This is a genomic window from Streptomyces sp. NBC_00425, from assembly GCF_036030735.1.
Classification (GTDB): Bacteria; Actinomycetota; Actinomycetes; order Streptomycetales; family Streptomycetaceae; genus Streptomyces.
On the sequence record NZ_CP107928.1, the window covers coordinates 9,178,385 to 9,196,073 of the forward strand.

Here is a 17,689-nt window from a genome sequence, read left to right on the forward strand (position 1 = left end):
CTCATGGATAAATACAGCCGTGCTGCACAATGTGAAAAGTACAGCAAGGCTGCACATGCCTGCAAGGGGAGGAACGTTGAAGGAGACCGAAGAGCTGAGGGAGCAGGCTCTCGCCGATGCGGAGGACCTGCGGGGGGCGATCGGGCGACTTGTGAGGCTGGTGCGGGAAGGCGAGACCCTGCCGTCCAACCAGGCCGCGGTGCTCGGCCACCTCGTTCGCGACGGGGCTCTGCCCATCGTCGAACTGGCCAGACGGGAACGTGTGCGGCACCAGTCCATGGCGCGGACAGTCGCGTTGCTGGATTCTGCGAAGCTGGTGTCCCTCAGCCAAGATCAAGAAGATCGGCGGCGGATCGTGGTCGAAGCATCCGAGCTTGGGATCTCGACCTTGAAAGAGGCAAGGCGCATACGATCCGGTGCGCTTGCCGATGCCATTGAGAACGTCCTGCCCGTTGCCGAGCGGGGGAGCGTCCGGGACGTCGTGGAGTTCCTGAACCGGCTGGCCGACAGCATGAACCTGCCGGGACCGACATGAGGCGGCTGCCTCGGCATCTACAGCCCTCCTGACGGTCGAACCATCTAGTGTGCTGCGCCTGAAATCACAGGCTTAAGTCTCTTGCTGGTTTTCGGTGGCTGGTGGAGTGACCTTGGTGAGGTAGTCGGCGAGGGACTTGAGGATCTCGTCGGCGGTCTTGGTCCAGGTGAAGGGCCTGGGGTTCTCGTTCCACGAGTGGATCCAGGCCTTGATGTCGTCCTCCAGCGCCTTCACCGAGGTGTGGACGCCGCGGCGGATGAGCTTGTCGGTCAGCAGGCCGAACCACCGCTCGACCTGGTTGATCCAGGAGGAGCCGGTCGGAGTGAAGTGGACATGGAAGCGGGGGTGCTTGCCGGGCCAGGTCTTGATCTCGGGAGTGTTGTGGGTGGCGTAGTTGTCACACACCAGGTGCACATCGAGCCCCGCAGGAACCGCCTTGTCTATTGTGACCAGGAACTTCTTGAACTCGACGGCCCGGTGGCGACGGTGCAGTTCACCGATGACGGTGCCGTCGGCGATGTTGAACGCGGCGAACAGGCTGGTGATGCCGTGCCGCAGGTAGTCGTGGGTGCGCCGTTCGGGCATGCCGGGCATCATCGGCAGCACCGGCTGGGAGCGGTCCAGCGCCTGAATCTGGCTCTTCTCGTCCACGCACAGCACCACGGCCTTCTCGGGCGGGTTGTGATATAGGCCGACGACGTCGACGACCTTCGCGACGAACTGCGGGTCGGTGGAGAGCTTGAAGGCATCCTGCAGGTGCGGCTTGAGGTCGAACTTCTTCCAGATCCGGCCGATGGTGGACTTCGACAGCCCGGTGCGGGCGGCCATGGAGGCCCGCGACCAGTGGGTGTCCTGGCCCGGAGTGGATTCCAGCGTCGCGACGATGACGTCTTCGACCTGGTCGAGCAGGATGGACGGTGGCCGACCGGGCCGCGGCTCGTCGACCAGACCGTCCAGCCGCCGCTTGACGAAACGGGCCCGCCAGCGGTTCACCTACTGCTCGCTCACGCCGAGTTCGGCCGCCACCTGCTTGTTCGTCCCGACCTCCGCGCACCGCAGCACGATCCTCGCGCGCAGGGCCAGGAACTGGGCGGTCTTCGCGCGCCTCGCCCAACGCGTCAGCTGAGCCCGCTCGGCCTCGCTGAGCACCAGCTCCGACTTGCGCCGGCCCGACCGTGGCTCATCCGCAAGTCCGGCCATCCGCCGGGCAGCAAACCGCGAGCGCCACTTCCTCACCATGTCCGCGGTTACAACCTTGGGAGCGATTGAGTTCGGGGCGTGCTGGCCTGGCGTGTTGGCTGGTGGGTGATCAGCAGGCGGCCTGCCGGGCGAGCACCAGTTCGGTGCTCGCCTTGCGGCGGGTCGCCCGCCGGGCGGAGCGGTCAGAGACCAGGGTGGCGATCGCGAGGTGGGTCTCGGCGTAGGTCTCGCGGCGGCCGGTGAACCGCTGCAGGGGCCGCCACTGCTTGTACTCGGCATTGGTGTGCTCCACGCAGATCCGCGCGGAGGACTGGCGGCGTCGCTGCTCGCGCCAGGCATGGTGCTCGCCCAGCGGCGCGTCGTCCTTCGGCTTCTTCGGCGGGGCGCTGACCTGGCAGGGGAACTCGTTGGCCAGGCCCCGGTAGCCCTCGTCGACTACAGCCTTGACCTTGGGGTGCCGGAGGAACTGCTCGGCGATGCCCTCGGTGCGCACGGCGGTCTGGTCGTGCATGCGGCCCGGCCGGACCACGCCGCTGAACAGGGTGCGACCCTGCGGGTCACTGAAGGTGGTGGTCTTGATGGTGTTCTGCTTCTTCTTGCCGGAGACGAACGCCTTGCGGCCGGGGCGGTGGGCGCGGGGGCGGCGGACCTGCACTTCGGTGCCGTCGATGCGCAGGTCAACGCCCTTCGTGCCGGCGTAGGCGAACAGATCCTCCAGCGTGCGCAGCCGCACCCCCGGCCGGTCCGGGACGGCGAAGCCGCGGGCCGCCAGCAGCGGGCGGACCTCGCGGATCGCTCCGGAGACGGTGGAGCGGTCCACTGCGTACAACTCGGCCAGAGCGGCGTGCGGGATCCCAAGCCGCAGGTGGACCAGCGTGACCAGGAGCCGGTCGACGAAGACCAGGCGCTGCTTGGGCCCGGCGCCGGCCGCCCGTCTCCGGTCTCCGCCACGCCGCTCGTGTAGCGCCGACTCCCGCGCGGCCTGCCATCGGGGCGCGAGTTCTTTGAGCAACTTGCCGAAGTGTGCGCGCGGGACCCCGGACAGGGCAGGATGGGAACAGGCCGCACGGGCCCAGGTAAACCTCACAACTTGCCCAACCCGTAAGGCCGTTCTCATGTCACGGGCCAGTGCCACAGCACTCTTGATCGTTTACTGAGTGGAGCTTAGGCTCCTGTGCCCATGGAGATGGGGGAACCGGACCGCGGGCGGCGGGCATGGCGCGACGGACTGGTCAGGCGTCGTGCAGCCGTGGCTCCGCTGGCCGGGGCGGCGGGGCTGGTCGTTCTAGGCACGGTGTTCGTCGTACTGCCGGCTGTGGTGGTCGACCACGATCTCGCCGGGGCGAGCGTCGCCGCACAGGATCGACTGAAGGCGGTGAACGATGTCCGTACGACGCTTCTGCAGGTGGTCGGCGGCCTGGTCGTGCTCTTCGGCGCGTACGCCACCTGGCGGCAACTGCGGGTGAGTCAGGACGGTTTGCGCGCCACCCAGGAGGGCTACGTCACCGACCGATTCAGCCGGGCCGTCGACCAGCTCGGCAGCGACAAGCTGGATGTGCGCATCGGCGGGTTGCACGCGCTGTGGCGGATCGCGGAGCAGTCCGCCCGCGACCGGGAGGCCATCATCTCCATCCAGGCCGCGTATCTGCGTACGCACCTGCCCTGGCCACCCGCCGGGCCGGAATCACCGGCGGCAGACGTGCCCATCAACGACATCGCACCCCTGGAGACTCGCGCCGCCGACGCCCAGGTGGCGCTGACCGCGCTCGGCGTGCTGTGCCAGCACCGGGAGCAGTCCTGGGTCAATCTCAGCATCACCGACTTGCGCCGGGCCGACTGCGACGGACTCTGGTTCCCCGAGGTCAACTTCGACCGCGCTTGCATGGAGGCCGCAGGCCTGTACCACGCCAATCTGACCCAGGCGTCCCTGGTCTCGGTCAACCTGCGGCACGCCGACCTCACGACTGCGATTCTCCGCCGGGCTCGCTGCATTCTGGCCGACCTACGGGGCGCGAAGCTGGTCGAAACCGACTTGCGTGACGCCGACTTCACTGAGACCGACCTGCGCGAGGCGAACCTGCGCAAGGCCGTCGCCCACGGCGCGGTCTTCCAACGCGCCGATCTCCGCATGGCCGACTTGCGCGGCACCGACTTGAGCACCGCCAACCTTGTCGAAGCACGCCTGACCGGCGCCGTGGCCAGCGAGCGCACCCTCTGGCCCGCCGACTTCGACCACACGGCCGCCGGAGTCGTCGACACCGATGACCCCGGCCCCGAGCCCTCGCCCCTACTCCAGCCCCCGGGGATGACGTGGCAGGCGCCGCCGCTGCGGTCCACTCCCTGACCAAGACGCGCCGGTCAAGACAGCGGCGACCGCGACCCGCCTGACGGCACCACTCCTCCTCAGCGGCGTCCTGATCGCGCAGGGGCCCAGACCGCCAGGCAGATCCGGGAGCTGGTATCGCTCCCAAGGTCGTTACCTTGAACTCCGCCGCCACACGTGTATTCGGCTTCCCGTCCGCGCATGCCAAGACGATGCGTGCCCGCTCGACCAGACGGGGCGCCACCGCCCCGCCCGCCCTCGGCCAGCAGGATCCGGCGCACCTGGGAGCGACTGACCTCGATGCCCAGGTCCTGGGCCGCGGCAGCCAGTGTGTCCAAGGTCCACTCCGAGGGCCCCGACTCGTCCGCGGCCCACATCTCATTCGACGGCTGCACCTCCAGCCGACCCGGTGGGGTCTGCTTGACCATCGCAATGATCCGGGAGCGTTCGGCCTCGGTGATCCTTCGCTTGCGGCCCTGCCCGCCCAGATCCTCCAAGCCCTCAAGCCCCGAGCGGTTGAAGCGGTGCAGCCAGCGACGCACCGTCTTCTGACTGCACCTCACCTCGTCCGCGATCTGCGGGACCAGCCAGCCGTCTCAGCTCAGCTCGACCATCCGGCACCGCTCCACCACAACCTTCGGCGCCTTCCTGGCCGACGCCAGACGGTGGAACACCGCTTGCTCGCCCTCGTCACGTCCCGGCCGCGCCATCAGCACCATCACCCAGCACCCGCCCCCGAACACCCGCAACCACCCCGCTACCAGCACCTATACCCACCAAAAGCGGAATCCAGCAGTATGCAGGCCGGCGATGACCAGTTTCGTGCGCCCGGTGGCCTTGACGGCATCAGTCACGCGCCGGTCGTCCCAAGGGTTGATCAGGTGCCTGTTGATCGGCTGCTGGTCGGCGAAGAGGTCCTGGAGGGGCTGCAGCAGCTGGCAGTTGTGCCCCTCCACTACGGTCGTCAGAACCGTGGGAACGCCGCATGCCCTGGCCGCTTTGGCCAGAGCCAGGGCGTTACGTGAGACGACCGGCGAATTGTGGCTGTACAGGTATCGGAGCGGCTGATGGTCGATCAGCAGTAGGACGCTCTCATCGGGCCTCGGCAGTGCGACGAGACCGTTCTTCGGTGACGTGCTCCGCGGCCTGCAGCCAAGCGACTTCCCGAGCCTGGGCTCGGGCCGAGCGCAGAGAAGCCAGTGCCGCTCGTCAACGTCGGCGAGCAGCTGCCAGGCCGTCGGTGTCGAGGCGACGGGGCCGAACACCTCGGCCTGGTCACGCAGTACGGCCAGATCTGTGATGCTCGCCGCCATCGGCGAGCATCACCGTGAGATCGGTGGCGATCCTGCCCGGATCATGTCCGGTCCCGCGCGGGCGAAGCGAGCGCAACGCGGTGGAATATGCGTCGGTCAGCCCGGTGGCATCAGCAAGATCCGCCAGCAACCGTGCCCCGGCACGACCTACCACACCCGAACCATCAGTATTGACATGAACCTGTAGACGCAAGATTGCCTGCACGTAGAAAGTGCCCTCCGCTTGGACCGACAGAACCCCTCAGCAAGGTTCATCGTCCCAGGTCAGGAAGGCACTTTCGTATTTCCGCCCCACCATCCGCCATGCCCAAGCGAAACGGCGAGGCTAGGCCCTTTCGTTGTGGATCATCAGGTCGCCGGGCTGCTGCGGGGCCCGTCCTCCGGCGGCCGAAGAAGTCTTCTCGCGGAATCCTGTCGAAGATGTCGAAAACGCCGAGCGTGCTTCTACCTACCCATGAAGCCCCCGCCGGGGCGGCCACGGCGATCGAGGAGCAGAGCCATGAAGTACATGCTGCTGATGCAGTTCAGCGAGAAGAACGTCGACTTCCCCAAGCTCGACGAGTGGAAGCCCGAGGAGATCCAGGCGCACATCGGGTTCATGAAGGAGACGAACGCCGGCCTCGCCGCCGCCGGCGAACTCGTCGACGCCCAGGGCCTGGCCATGCCGGAGACCGCCCGCATCGTGCGCTCCCACAGCGGCGGTGCGCCGGTCGTCACCGAGGGCCCCTTCCCGGAGTCCAAGGAGTGGGTGGCCGGCTGGTGGATCGTCGACTGCGACACCGAGCAGCGGGCGATCGACATCGCCGCCGCCGTCTCCGCCGCCGTCTCCGCCGCCCCCCGGCCCGGGCGGACGGCCGCTCGACATGCCGATCGAGGTTCGCCAGGTCATGGCGACCCCGCCCACCGAGCTGTGAACATGCTTCTGTGACGACTTTGGAACCACCCGTCGACGACCTGCTGCGCACGCTCGCGCCGCAGGTCGTCGGCGTGCTCACCCGCCGCTACGGGGACTTCGCCGCCGCCGAGGACGCAGTCCAGGACGCCTGGTGGACGCGGCCGGGCAGTGGCCGGCCGAGGGCGTGCCGCGCAGTCCGCGCGGCTGGCTGATCCAGGTCGCCGGCCGCCGGATGACCGAACAGGTCCGCAGCGAGCAGGCTCGCCGCAGGCGTGAGGAGCTGGTGGCCGGTCAGGTCCCGGCCGACCGGCGGTCCGCACCCGGAGCCGACGCCGGGGACGAGGGCGCGCAGGACGACACCCTCACGCTGCTGTTCCTGTGCTGCCACCCCGTACTGTCGCCGGCCTCGGCGATCGCACTCACGCTCCGCTCGGTCGGCGGGCTGACCACGGGCGAGATCGCCACGGCGTTCCTCGTCCCCGAGGCCACCATGGGCCAGCGGATCAGCCGGGCCAAGCATCGGATCAAGGACTCCGGGGTGCCGTTCCGGATGCCGGACAGCGCCGAGTGGCCGGCTCGCCTGGACGCGGTGGAGCGCGACGCGAGCGATCCGGCCCGCGGCGAGCAGGATGCCCAGACCCTGTCCGTCCACGCCGCAGTTGTTGGACACGACACTCAGGCCGGTCGCGCCCTGGCCGTACAGGGCTTGGATGAGGACGGCCGGGATGCCGCTGAGGCCGAAGCCGCCGACGGCCAGCGAGGCGTGGTCGGGGATGCCGGCGACTGCCTCGGCGGCGCTCGCACAGACCTTGTCCATGGCAGGAGGCACCTTTCTGTCGTGGGTTGATGCTGCTCGATGTGGGGGTGACCGTGTCCACCGTGCCGGTGCGGCCGAGCAGCGGCTTCTGGACGCCCGCCTTGCGCAAGGCGGGCGGGGCGGATGCGGTCACGTCGGTCTCGGTGTGGCTGGCGTGGAGCGGAGCGGAGTTCAGGCGGATGTCGTGTGGGCCGGGTTCCAGGCCCGCCGCCGGGCCACCAGCAGTCCGAGCGCGACCGCCGCGGTTGCCAGCCCCAGCAGTCCCACGGCGCCGACCAGAGTGCCGACCGCCGATTCCACGGCGAGCAGCACCAGCGGGCACACGAAACAGCCACCGAAGTAGGCCGCCATCCACAGCCCCGTGCCCCGTCCGCGGTCCTTGTACTCCAGCCGGGACATGGCACTGGTGAGGAGCGCCGGCAACAGCATCCCCGTACCCAGGCAGTTGATCACCGCACCGACCACCAACAGGGGGACACTGCCGGCGAGGAACATCACGCCGAAGCCGGCCGCGCAGATGGCGAGGACGGTGGGCATCATCGGGTCCGGGGAGCGCTTCAGACGCGTGAAGGTGATTGCTCCGGCCACCGTGGCGGCGCTCGCGACCGCAGTGGCCAGACCGATCACACCGGTGTTCTCCACCCCGAGGCCGTCGAGCAGGTACGCCATCTCCACCGGGACGGTGTAGAAGACCATCGCCCCGAAGAAGGTCAAGGCGCAGATGCCCGCCATCTGCCGCCAAGGGAACGGGCGACGTGCGGGCTGGACACCCTCCGTGGCTCTCTCCGTGGCCTCGTGCACCGCCGGACCGGGGAGGGCGAGGGCCAGCATCGGGGCGAGCAGCAGGCTCACCGCGTAGACCCAGAACGGAACTCGCCAGCCCGCCGCGCCGGCAGCGCCGCCGAGCACGAAGAAGGCCGTGGCGGCCGCGGAGGCGCACATGGTCTGCAGGGCGAGGTACTTCACCCGCCGGTGACCGGAGTAGTAGTCCCCGATCAGGGTGGTGCAGCAGGTCATGACGGCGGCCTCGGTGACGCCGACCAAGGCTCGGCTGGCGATGATCGCGCCCAGCGAGTCCAGCCAGAGCGGTGCTGTGCCGAACAGCGCGTACAGGACGGTCGCCACCAGCAGCAGACGCTTGCGGCCCAAGCGGTCGACGATCACCCCGGCGAACGGGGCCAGCAGCGCCAGCGCCAAGGCCGGAACGGTCAGCGCCAGCGGAACCAGCGCCTTGGCGCCGGGGACCGACGCGAAGTGGTCCTGCATCTTCGGCAGCACAGGAGCGATCAGTACCGCCCCCAGCACGGGCAGACAGCTGCCCGCCATCAGCGCGGTCACCCTCAGCCGGTGCGCCGGGCCCGACACGCTCACAGGCGGCGGGGCGGAGTCATCGATCGCGGGGGAGGACAAGGGCAGGGAAGCGGGCATGGTGACTCCAGGGGACGATGTGTGGGAGCGGGCATGCCGCACCGGCGCGGGGCGGCGCTCGGCATGCAGCGGAGGACATCACGCCGACGCGGGATCGGGGACGTGGCGTGCGGGTGGGACGACTGTGCGGTCTCCGAGGGCAGCCGCCCACCCTCCGTGCGATCGGTATCCCGGATGTGGCGCATCCGCGCGACGAATGGGGTGTGGCGGCCTGAGCAGGTCGGGCTGTGACATGTGAGCAGTTCCGGGGAGCCCGAAAGGCCCGGGCGCGCAGGGCACGTGCGTCGGGGGCAGGGCACGAACCGGGCCCCGACCGGCTGCGCCAGGATCTGCTCAGGGGCGGCTGCGGGGACGTCGGCGGCCGGTCGGCAGGGGTACCGGCTCGGGGCCGGGGACGACGGTGTTGCGGACGGAGCCGAGGACGTCCGCGGTGAGAGTGACGGTGTCGCCGGGCTTGAGCGGAGGCGGGACCCGTTCGCCTCGGATGCTCCACAGTTCCGCCAGGCAGCCGCCGTTGCCGCAGGTGCCCGAGCCGAGTACGTCGCCGGGGCGGACGACGGCGCCGCGCGAGGCGTAGGCGACCATCTCCTCGAAGGTCCAGCTCATGTTGGACAGCAGGTCCTTGCCGACGACCTCGCCGTTGATCTCCGAGGTCAGGGCGAGTCGCAGAAATCCGTCGGCGTCCCGGTACGGTTCCACCTCGTCCGGGGTCACGAGGTAGGGGCCGAGGGTGGTGGCGGTGTCCTTGCCCTTGCAGGGACCCAGTCCGACCTGCATTTCGCGGATCTGGAGGTCGCGGGCCGACCAGTCGTTGAACAGGGTGTATCCGGCGATGTGGTCACGTGCCTGCTCGGGGGTCAGGTCGCGGCCCTCACGGCCGATGACGACCGCGACCTCGAGTTCGAAGTCCAGCAGCCGGCTGCCTGGCGGGTACGGTACGTCGTCGTGTGCGCCGATGAGGGCGTGCGGGTTGGTGAAGTAGAAGGTGGGCGCGTCGTACCACGCCTCCGGTACGTCCTGAGTGCGCTCTCGGGAGCGCCGCACGCCCTCGATGTGTTCTTCGAAAGTGACGAAGTCTCTCACCGACGGCGGTTCCAGGGGCGGCAGCAGTCGTACCGCGTCCAGCGACACCGGGTCCGACAGGGCTGCGAGCTCTGTGGCTGCCCGTGGGAGACCGGAGTGGATCAGGCCGAGCAGCGTCGTGCCGTCGGGGAAGGGGCGTACGGCGGCACCGTCGACCACGCCGCAGCGACGGCGGCCTCGGTGCTCGTACGTGGCGAAGCGCATGGGGAACTCCAAGGGTCTGGGCTGGACCGGGGACGCTGCGGGCACTCAGGCCCGGAGCGGGGCGTCACCGCGCCCCCGGAGTGGGAGAGGATCAGACCGGCGGGGCGACGAAGCAGCCGCGGTCGACGTCGTTGAAGGACTCCTTGGCGACCATCTCGTTGACGGGGTTCGCGGTGCCCCACTGGTCCGAGACCTGTTCGGTGGAGAAGTCGTAGACGTGGGGGTGCCAGGTGTCCTCGTCCAGCTGCTCCAGCTCGGTGGTGTACTCCAGGGTGTTGCCGTGCGGGTCGTGGAAGTAGGAGAAGGTGTTGTCGCCCGCCAGGTGACGACCGGGGCCCCACACCTTGTGCACGCCGGCCCGCAGCAGACGGCCGGTGCCGCGCATGTACTCGTCGATGCCGCGCATCTCGAAGGAGATGTGGTGCAGGGAGGTGTGCGGGCCCTGGGCGATGGCCATGGAGTGGTGCTGGCTGCTGATCCGCATGAAGTGCATGGCCTCGCCCATGCGCGGGTGCCAGAGGGTGTCGGAGAGGCGGAAGCCCAGGTGCCGCTCGTACCACTCCTTGGTCGCGTTGAGATCGGGGGAGTTGAGGACGACGTGCGACAGCTTGACCGGGATCGATTCCTTCTCCTCGATCTTGCGGTGCTGCCGTACGGCCACGTCCGCGGAGACCTCGATGGTGCGGCCGTCGATGTCGAAGAAGCGGAAGCCGTAGCCGCCGCCGGGGGTGTCGAGCTTGCCGGGCCGCGAGATCAACCGGGCGCCGTCGGCGAGGAGTCGCTCGGCGAGGGTGTCGACGTCGGCGGGGGTGGCCGCTCCGAAGGAGACCAGGTCGAGGCGCTTCTCCTCGGCCTTGCGCAGCCGCACGATGTACTGCTCGGGGCTGCCCTCGGCGGCGAGGAAGGAGACCCCGGAGTCCTCGCCGGTCTTGGTCAGGCCCCAGACGCCGGCGTAGAAGTCGAGCTGTTTGTCGTAGTCGGGAACGGCCAGGTCGACGTGGCGCAGGTGGGTGAGCAGGCGGTCGCTCATGGGTGGGGCTCCTGTTCTCGTGGCCTCAGACAAGGCGCAGCAGCGATGCCGCGTTGGCACCGCGGACGGCGTGGTAGTCGAGATCGGGCAGGTCGGCGTCGCGCAGTGCGGCCAGCGGGTCGTCGGTGCCCATGTCGAAGGGGAAGTCGGAGCCCAGCAGCACTCGGTCGGCGCCCGCGCTGCGGATCAGCTCCCGCAGGACGGACGGTTCGTGGACGAGCGAGTCGAAGTACAGCCGCTTGAGGTAGCTGCTGGGCGGGTGGGCGCAGCCGCGGGCGTCGGGGCGGACCCGCCAGGCGTGGTCGGAGCGGCCGATGTGGCCGGGGAGGTATCCGCCTCCGTGCGCGGCGATCAGCTTCAGCTCCGGGTGCCGGTCCAGGACCCCGGAGAAGATCAGATGAGACAGCGCGACGGCGTTCTCGGTGGGCTGGCCGACGGTGTTGGACAGATACCAGCGGTCCAGGCGCTCGTCGAGGGTGCAGCCGTAGGGGTGGAGGAAGAGCAGCGCCCCGGTCTCCTCGGCGCGGGTCCACAAGGGTTCGTACGCCGGATCCGACAGTTCGAGGCCGGGTGCGTGCGAGGAGAGCTCGACGCCCGACAGGCCCTGCTCCAGGGCGTGTTCGAGAGCTTCGACGGCCAGGCGCGGGTGCTGGAGCGGGACCAGCCCGAGTCCGCGCAGTCGCTCCGGGGCCTGGGCGCAGTGCGCCGCGGTACCGGTGTTGGCCAGCTCCCACACGGTGCGGGCGAGGTCTTCGTCGGCCCAGTAGTGGTAGTCGGGGACAGGGGACACCAGCTGTACGTCGACACGGCAGGCGTCCATCGCGGCCAGCCGGGCCTTGACATCCGTCAGCCTGGGGATGCGGTCGCGGATCATCGGTCCGTTGACGGCGAGGGCCTGCGGGCCGGCCCGGCGGGCGTCCAGTTCGCGGGCGGCGGCCCGTTCCGGCCGCCCGGCCACGGTTTCCTCGACCTCGGGGAGCAGGACGTGGGCGTGGACGTCGATGGTCGGCGTTGTCACGGCAGCTCCGTCAGCGCGGTCATCGTGCGGCCGATCAGACCGGGCACGTCGGCGTCGCGGACCCCGTCCAGCTGCCACCGGCAGATCTGGACGGAGCCGTCGACCACCATCCGGACCCGGGGGACGCGGCGCTCGTGGTAGGCGGTGAGCAGGTCGTCGTCCCAGACGTCGTGGGCGGCGAGCAGTTCCGCGAGGACCAGTGCGTCCTCCAGGGACATCGCGGCGCCCTGGGCGAGCGTGGGAGGACAGGAGTGCGCGGCGTCGCCGACGAGGACGACGCGGCCCCGGTGCCAGGAGCCCTCGACCAGGTGCCGGGTGAACCAGGTGTAGTTGACCTTCTTCGGGTCGGTGATGGACTCGCGGATCTCGTTCCAGGCGCCGCCGTATCCCTCGGCGAGACGGCGCATCTCATGGGCGTGGGTGTCGGGGTCGAGGCTCGCCCGGTCCCGCTTCGGTTCGACGAGGTACGCGTAGAGGGTGTTCTGGCCTGTGGGGGTGTAGCCGGCGATGTAGCAGGGCCCTCCGTAGGTGAGGTCGGTGCGCTCGACGCTCTTGGGACGCGGGGCGGAGACGCGCCAGATGCCCATGCCGACAGGCTCGGGCCGCTCGCTGATACCGATCAGTGCGCGGGTGGCGGAGTGCAGCCCGTCGGCGGCGACGACCAGGTCGTACCGTCCGGTGGTGCCGTCGCTGAAACCGACGTCGACCCCGGTCCCGTCCTGCTCCAGGCTCTGGACGGTGGTGCCGAGCCGGACCCGGGCGCCGGATCCTCGTACCGCCTCGGTGAGGATGCGCTGGAGGTCGGCGCGCTGCATGCCGACGACGGCGGGAAGGTCGGGGCCGCCGGTGTGGTGGTCCGGCTGGACGTGCAGCACGGTCCCGTCGGGAGCTGTGAGGCCGAGGGTGTCGAATCCGAAGCCGTGCTTCTCGGCTTCCTCCCACACTCCGATCTCGCGCAGGACGCGCAGAGCGTTGCCCTGGGTGGTGATTCCGGAGCCGGAGACGTTCCAGTCGGGTCTGATTTCGACGAGGTCGACGTCGATGCCGGCTTTGCGGAGCAGGACGGCCAGGCCGTTTCCTGCGGTACCGCCGCCGACGACGAGGACGCTGCGGGCGTCGCTGCTCATGACCAACTCCCTTGTTGGACGCGGATTGGGTGGGACTGCGGGTTCTGCGGGGGACGGGCTATTTGACGGCGATGGGGTTGACCGGGGAGCCGACGGCGCGGGTGATGGGCAGGGGTGCGGCGGTGAGCCAGAACTCGTACGCGCCGTCGCCCGCGCAGTCGGCGGCGAGGGCGTCGAGGTCCCACATCTCGCCGATGAGCAGTCCGATGTGGGGGATGGCGACCTGGTGCAGGGGCTGGAAGGCGTGGTCGAACTCGTTGGGCCGCACCTCGAAGCCCCAGGTGTCGGTGGCGATCGCGGCGATCTCGGTGCGGTGCAGCCAGCCCGCAGTCGTGAAGGAGAGGCCGGGCGAGTCACCGCCCGCGTAGTCGCCCCAGCCCTCGCGGCGGACCCGGGCCAGCTGGCCGGTGCGGACGAGGACGATGTCACCGCGGCCGACACCGACGCCATGCGCATCGGCGGTGGCGGTCAGGTGCTCCTCGGTGATGGCGAAGCCGTCCGGCAGTTCGCCGTTCCGGCCCAGCACCAGTCCCACGTCGAGGAGGACGCCGCGCCCGGCCACATGCGGGGCCATGTGCTCGATACCGGTCACCATGTCGCCCTCGGCGGTGACCACCTTCTCCGCGTCGCGCCCGTTCCACGCCTTGCCGTGGTCGAAGATGTGGCCGAGCCCGTCCCACTGGGTGGAGCACTGCAACGGCATGGTGATGACGTCGTCGGCGCCGCCGATGCCGTGCGGAAAGCCCTGGTTGTCGAGGGCCGCGTCGGTGCCGGTGGTCAGCATGGTGTGGATGGGGTTGGTGCGCCGCCGCCAGCCCTTCTGCGGGCCGTCCATGTCGAAGCGCTGCGAGAGGGAGAAACTGATACCCCGCCGGATGAGGGCCGCGCCCTCGCGGCGCTTGGCCTCGTCGAGGAAGTTCAGGGTGCCCAGCACGTCGTCGTCGCCCCAACGCCCCCAGTTGCTGTACGCCTTGGCGGCCTCGGCTATGGCACCCACGGGATCGGTGTGGTCCAAGGTCATGACGGCTTCTCCGCGACGCATCGGGTGCGCTGGGCACCGAGGCCGGTGATGGTCCCCTCCATGACGTCGCCGTCACGCAGCAGCCACCCCCAGTGCATCCCGTTGCCGGCCGGGCTGCCGGTCAGCACCAGGTCGCCGGGGAGGAGCTGGGCCGATTGGGAGGCGTAGGACACCATGCGTGCGACACCGAAGATCATGTCCTTGGTGGACTCGTCCTGCATGGTCTCGCCGTTCAGCTTCAGCGTGACCCGCAGATCACCGGAGTCCGCGATCGACTCGGTCGGCACGATCCACGGGCCGAGCGGGGTGAAGCCGGGGGCGTTCTTGCTGCGCAGCCAGTCGGTGCCGATGGCGGGCATGTCCTGGCGGAAAACGGTGGCGCGGTCGGTGAGGTCGTTGGCCATCGTGTACCCGGCGACGTACGGCAGGGCTTCCTCGACGGAGACCCGGTAGGCGGGCTTGGCGATCACGGCCGCCAACTCCAGTTCCCAGTCCGGCTTCTCGGCCCAAGCGGGGAGTACGACGTCGTCGTACGGGCCCGTGATCGCGCTGGGCAGGCCGATGAACACGTACGGCAGGTCCTCGGCTGCCCGCCGGTCCATGACCGCGGCGATCTCCGCACGTGCCTCCTCGACGGTGCGCGGGTCGTCGGGGGAGCGGTGGGCGACTGCCAGGTCGATCACGTGCTGCCGGTAGTTGGCACCGGACTGGAAGATCTGGCGCGGCTCCACGGGGGCGTGTATCCGCAGACCGTCCAGCGGCAGCCAGTCACCGGCCGTATCCGCCGCCAGACTGCGCAGACGGGGCAGGACCTCGTTCCAGCGCTCCAGCAGCGTGCGCACAGTGAGTTCCGGTGCGGCCAGCGCGGTACGCAGGTCCAGCACGCGGGCGTCCGACAGGACGAGAGCGGGAAAGGGCGTCCTGCCTGGTGCGCTGACGGTACCGAGGGCGAAGGAGCCGGAGAAGAGCGGTGAATCAACATCACGTTTCACGGATGTGTCCTCTCAGTGGCGGTGCGACTAATCTGGCCGTCCCGAATCGATTGGGGAAATCGATTCGCCGGATGAAGCTCATCGGTGTCACCGATGAGCTTCAGGTCTCGTCTCCGACGGCCGATCAGCGCTCGGGAGTGTCATGCATTTGGCCAGCCTTGACCTGAATCTCCTGGTGGCTCTGCGCGCTCTGCTGGAGGAACGCAACGTCACCAGGGCCGGGCAGCGCATCGGGCTCAGCCAGCCGGCGATGAGCGGCGCCCTCGCGCGACTGCGCCGGCATTTCGACGACGAGCTCCTCTTCAGGACCGGCAACAACTACGAGCTGACCGCCCTCGGCCAGGCGCTGCTGGACCGGACGGCCCGGGCCTGCGACATGGCGGAACGGGTCTTCAGCAGCCAGGCCGAGTTCGATCCCGTCCAGGACGGCCACGAGTTCAAGATCATCGCTTCGGACTACGCCGTGACGGTCTTCGGCACCGAACTGACCCGCATCCTCCACGCGGAGGCGCCCGGCGTCCGGCTCCATTTCGAGCTGACTCCCGCCACGGTCACCGAGGAGACAGCCGCACTGCTGAGCACCACTGACGGGATGCTCCTGCCACACGGTTTCATCAGCGGTTACCCGGCGGTCGAGGTCTTCCAGGACCGCTGGGTCTTCGTGGTCTCACGGGACAATGCCGAGGTGGGGGACGCGCTCACGTCCCACGATCTGAACCGGTTGCCCTGGGTGACGTATCGGCGGCTGTACGACACGACGTCCACCCGGCAGCTGAGCATGCTCGGCATCGAGCCCCGCTCGGAGGTCTCCGCCGACACCTTCCAGGCACTGTGCTTCCTCGTCGCCGGAACCCGCAGAATCGCCCTCGTCCAGAACCGGCTCGCCGAGCGACTGCGCGAAACGGCCGGCATCCGCGTCATGGAGCCGCCGCACGGCATGGTGCCCCTCCACGAAGCCCTGTGGTGGCACCCCGTACACACGCACGACGCGGCGCACATGTGGCTTCGCGAGACCATCGCGCGCGTCGCGAAACGGATGGCAGAGCGCCCACCGGAGGGGTGACCATGCTGCCCTCAGCGCGCCGAGGGCCTTGGCCTGCCTTCCTCACCTGCGAAGACGCGGAGCTGCAGGGCGAGGGTGGAGTAGTAGCCCACCAGGGTCGTCAGCTCGAACAGGCCGCGTTCACCAATCGCCGACACCGCCGTGCGGTACTCGTCGTCGTCCAGGCTGCCGGAGCGCAGCAGCGAGGCCGTGGTCCGCAGGGCGGTCGTCTCGTGCGGGTCGGTCACGTCCGGCAGCACACCGGAGCGCAGTGAGGCGAGTTCCTCCTCGGTCAGACCGCAAGCGCGCCCCACGGCTTCGTGCGCTTCTCGTTCGAACGCGCTGCCCCAGTGCGTGGCGACGAGGAGCACAGCCATTTCACGGACGCGGTCGCTGAGAGAGGACCGGTAGCGCACCGCCGCACCCACGGTCTGTAGCGCGGCTCCGACCGGAGGACTGAGCAGCATCGCGTTGAACGGCCCCCGAAGCCGTCCCTCGCTGTCGGTGAGGGCGAAGAGCTGAGGACCGGCGGCACGTGGGCCTCCGGATATCGACCGGTAGACGGCGGCTTGTTCCTCGCTCATATCGCCGGGAAGGAATCCGGCCAGGCGGGCGACCATCGTCGCTCCCTTCGTTCGGTGCCGGGGAACTATAGCCGCGCCGATCACCGGAGTGAGTCAGCCCTCGCGGCGCAGCGCGGCCGGCGTCGTACCGAGGTGCGAGCGGATCACCCGGGTCAGGTGTTCCTGGTGGGAGAAGCCGCAGGCGGCTGCCACCTGGGCGATGGGCATGGATCCGGCGCGCAGGAGGCGGGCGGCCCGCTCCACGCGCAGCCGCACGAGGTACCGGTGCGGAGGGCACCCCGTGCGAGCCCCGAAACGCCGGGCGAACTGGCTGACACCGAGCCCCGCGGCGGAGGCGAGGTCCTCCAGCGACAGCGGCTCGGAAAGCCGGGCGTCCATGAGTTCCCGAACGGCCGTGAACTGCCGGTCGCTCAGACCCACTTGCCACTGCGTCGGCTCGGCGACGCGCTGCCGCACGCTGTGGCGGCGGGCCAGCTGGGCGGCGGTCATGAGGGCGAGCTGATCCGCATAGGTGCTCCCGCTGGGCTCCCAGTGCCGTACCACACCATCGAGCGCCAGAACGAGCTGCTCCAGCAGCTGATCCGTGGTGCCGAACTCCTCCTTCAGCCGCACCGGCCGGCCGTCCTGCGCCGTCTCTGCCGTCGCTTGGAGGGCCGCGTCCGACAGGTAGACGTGCACCGTGTTCAGATGACCGCCGAGTTCCACGTCCAGCTCCGTGTCGGCCGGATGCAGGAACAGGCCACCGGGCGGAACCTGCCGTGCGGCCGTCAACCCCCGGCGTCCCCTCCGGACCGTGACGGGGCCGTCGAGGTGAAGGATCACCAAGTGGCTGCCGGCTCCCTGAAAGGCGTCCCGATACGGCAGTTCCCGTTGCGTCGACAGATACAACTGCTCCCAGCCTAGTCCCGTGCTGGTGCGGACGGGACGCACCCCGGGCCGCGTCAGGATGCCGTGGGTGTCACCGAGGCCCATCTCGCTCATGAGGCCCTCCTTCGGGGCACAGTCCTGCTGCCCTCCGGCACAGGCGGGCAAGCACGGACCGAGCCGCGGCCGACGCCGTTTTTGTGCAAGACGATG

Annotated in this window: 17 protein-coding genes and 4 pseudogenes; 5 read left to right on the top strand and 16 right to left on the bottom strand. The window is 69.5% G+C overall.

What is annotated here, in order from left to right; all coding sequences use genetic code 11:
* Nucleotides 1-76: 76 nt before the first annotated feature.
* On the top strand, nt 77-535 hold the full coding sequence (locus OHS82_RS40545; RefSeq protein WP_328435693.1) for a MarR family winged helix-turn-helix transcriptional regulator: 459 nt from the start codon (nt 77-79) through the stop codon (nt 533-535).
* A gap of 72 nt (nt 536-607) precedes the next feature.
* On the opposite strand, the pseudogene OHS82_RS40550 reads toward OHS82_RS40545, so the two are convergent.
* Nucleotides 608-1,774 (bottom strand): annotated as a pseudogene (locus OHS82_RS40550) (IS630 family transposase).
* A gap of 70 nt (nt 1,775-1,844) precedes the next feature.
* A complete protein-coding gene (locus tag OHS82_RS40555; protein WP_443061822.1) occupies nt 1,845-2,852 on the bottom strand; it encodes a transposase family protein in 1,008 nt (335 codons plus the stop codon).
* 63 nt (nt 2,853-2,915) lie between these two features.
* Between OHS82_RS40555 and OHS82_RS40560 the strand changes: the two genes are divergently transcribed.
* The gene (locus OHS82_RS40560) at nt 2,916-4,079 is read left to right on the top strand and encodes a pentapeptide repeat-containing protein (protein ID WP_328435695.1); all 1,164 of its coding nucleotides are present in this window, start codon (nt 2,916-2,918) and stop codon (nt 4,077-4,079) included.
* 59 nt (nt 4,080-4,138) lie between these two features.
* Here OHS82_RS40560 and OHS82_RS40565 read toward each other — a convergent pair whose 3' ends face one another.
* The 4 genes and pseudogenes from OHS82_RS40565 to OHS82_RS40580 all read right to left on the bottom strand — a co-directional run.
* Complete coding sequence (locus OHS82_RS40565) at nt 4,139-4,645, bottom strand: helix-turn-helix domain-containing protein (protein WP_328436168.1); 507 nt, start codon at nt 4,643-4,645, stop codon at nt 4,139-4,141.
* A 9-nt stretch (nt 4,646-4,654) separates the two neighbouring features.
* Nucleotides 4,655-4,825, bottom strand: a complete 171-nt coding sequence (locus OHS82_RS40570; protein ID WP_328435696.1) for a hypothetical protein — start codon at nt 4,823-4,825, stop codon at nt 4,655-4,657.
* Nucleotides 4,826-5,167: an isochorismatase family protein gene (locus OHS82_RS40575; protein WP_328436169.1), complete on the bottom strand. Its 342-nt coding sequence runs from the start codon at nt 5,165-5,167 to the stop codon at nt 4,826-4,828.
* Between the two features lie 28 nt (nt 5,168-5,195).
* Nucleotides 5,196-5,606: pseudogene (locus OHS82_RS40580) on the bottom strand (IS1380 family transposase); the annotation flags it as partial.
* A gap of 264 nt (nt 5,607-5,870) precedes the next feature.
* Here OHS82_RS40580 and OHS82_RS40585 point away from each other — a divergent pair.
* Both OHS82_RS40585 and OHS82_RS40590 read left to right on the top strand, forming a co-directional pair.
* Entirely contained in the window at nt 5,871-6,299 is a 429-nt protein-coding gene (locus OHS82_RS40585) for a YciI family protein (RefSeq protein ID WP_328435697.1), read from the top strand.
* Nucleotides 6,300-6,304: 5 nt separating this feature from the next.
* Nucleotides 6,305-6,858: pseudogene (locus OHS82_RS40590) on the top strand (RNA polymerase sigma factor); the annotation flags it as partial.
* A 6-nt stretch (nt 6,859-6,864) separates the two neighbouring features.
* Here the strand turns inward: OHS82_RS40590 and OHS82_RS40595 are convergent.
* From OHS82_RS40595 to OHS82_RS40630, 8 genes and pseudogenes are all read right to left on the bottom strand, one after another.
* Nucleotides 6,865-7,083: pseudogene (locus OHS82_RS40595) on the bottom strand (CoA-transferase); the annotation flags it as partial.
* Nucleotides 7,084-7,254: 171 nt separating this feature from the next.
* Nucleotides 7,255-8,511: an MFS transporter gene (locus tag OHS82_RS40600; RefSeq protein ID WP_328435698.1), complete on the bottom strand. Its 1,257-nt coding sequence runs from the start codon at nt 8,509-8,511 to the stop codon at nt 7,255-7,257.
* Nucleotides 8,512-8,844: 333 nt separating this feature from the next.
* Entirely contained in the window at nt 8,845-9,798 is a 954-nt protein-coding gene (locus tag OHS82_RS40605) for a fumarylacetoacetate hydrolase family protein (protein WP_057577132.1), read from the bottom strand.
* Between the two features lie 91 nt (nt 9,799-9,889).
* Nucleotides 9,890-10,828, bottom strand: a complete 939-nt coding sequence (locus tag OHS82_RS40610; protein WP_057577133.1) for a VOC family protein — start codon at nt 10,826-10,828, stop codon at nt 9,890-9,892.
* A gap of 25 nt (nt 10,829-10,853) precedes the next feature.
* A complete protein-coding gene (locus OHS82_RS40615) occupies nt 10,854-11,846 on the bottom strand; it encodes an amidohydrolase family protein (RefSeq protein ID WP_328435699.1) in 993 nt (330 codons plus the stop codon).
* Nucleotides 11,843-12,973: an FAD-dependent oxidoreductase gene (locus OHS82_RS40620; protein ID WP_328435700.1), complete on the bottom strand. Its 1,131-nt coding sequence runs from the start codon at nt 12,971-12,973 to the stop codon at nt 11,843-11,845. Before OHS82_RS40620 ends, OHS82_RS40615 begins: the two co-directional genes overlap by 4 nt.
* Before the next feature lie 58 nt (nt 12,974-13,031).
* Nucleotides 13,032-13,994: a cyclase family protein gene (locus tag OHS82_RS40625; RefSeq protein WP_328435701.1), complete on the bottom strand. Its 963-nt coding sequence runs from the start codon at nt 13,992-13,994 to the stop codon at nt 13,032-13,034.
* On the bottom strand, nt 13,991-14,986 hold the full coding sequence (locus tag OHS82_RS40630) for a fumarylacetoacetate hydrolase family protein (protein WP_328435702.1): 996 nt from the start codon (nt 14,984-14,986) through the stop codon (nt 13,991-13,993). The genes OHS82_RS40625 and OHS82_RS40630 overlap by 4 nt, the downstream gene beginning before the upstream one ends.
* 142 nt (nt 14,987-15,128) lie before the next feature.
* On the opposite strand from OHS82_RS40630, the gene OHS82_RS40635 reads away from it, so the two are divergent.
* Complete coding sequence (locus OHS82_RS40635; protein WP_328435703.1) at nt 15,129-16,049, top strand: LysR family transcriptional regulator; 921 nt, start codon at nt 15,129-15,131, stop codon at nt 16,047-16,049.
* Between the two features lie 11 nt (nt 16,050-16,060).
* On the opposite strand, the gene OHS82_RS40640 is transcribed toward OHS82_RS40635, so the two are convergent.
* Both OHS82_RS40640 and OHS82_RS40645 read right to left on the bottom strand, forming a co-directional pair.
* Nucleotides 16,061-16,648 carry a carboxymuconolactone decarboxylase family protein gene (locus OHS82_RS40640; RefSeq protein WP_328435704.1) on the bottom strand — a complete coding sequence of 196 codons (588 nt, stop codon included), beginning with the start codon at nt 16,646-16,648 and terminating at the stop codon, nt 16,061-16,063.
* A gap of 57 nt (nt 16,649-16,705) precedes the next feature.
* On the bottom strand, nt 16,706-17,593 hold the full coding sequence (locus OHS82_RS40645) for a helix-turn-helix domain-containing protein (protein ID WP_328435705.1): 888 nt from the start codon (nt 17,591-17,593) through the stop codon (nt 16,706-16,708).
* Between the last annotated feature and the right edge of the window lie 96 nt (nt 17,594-17,689).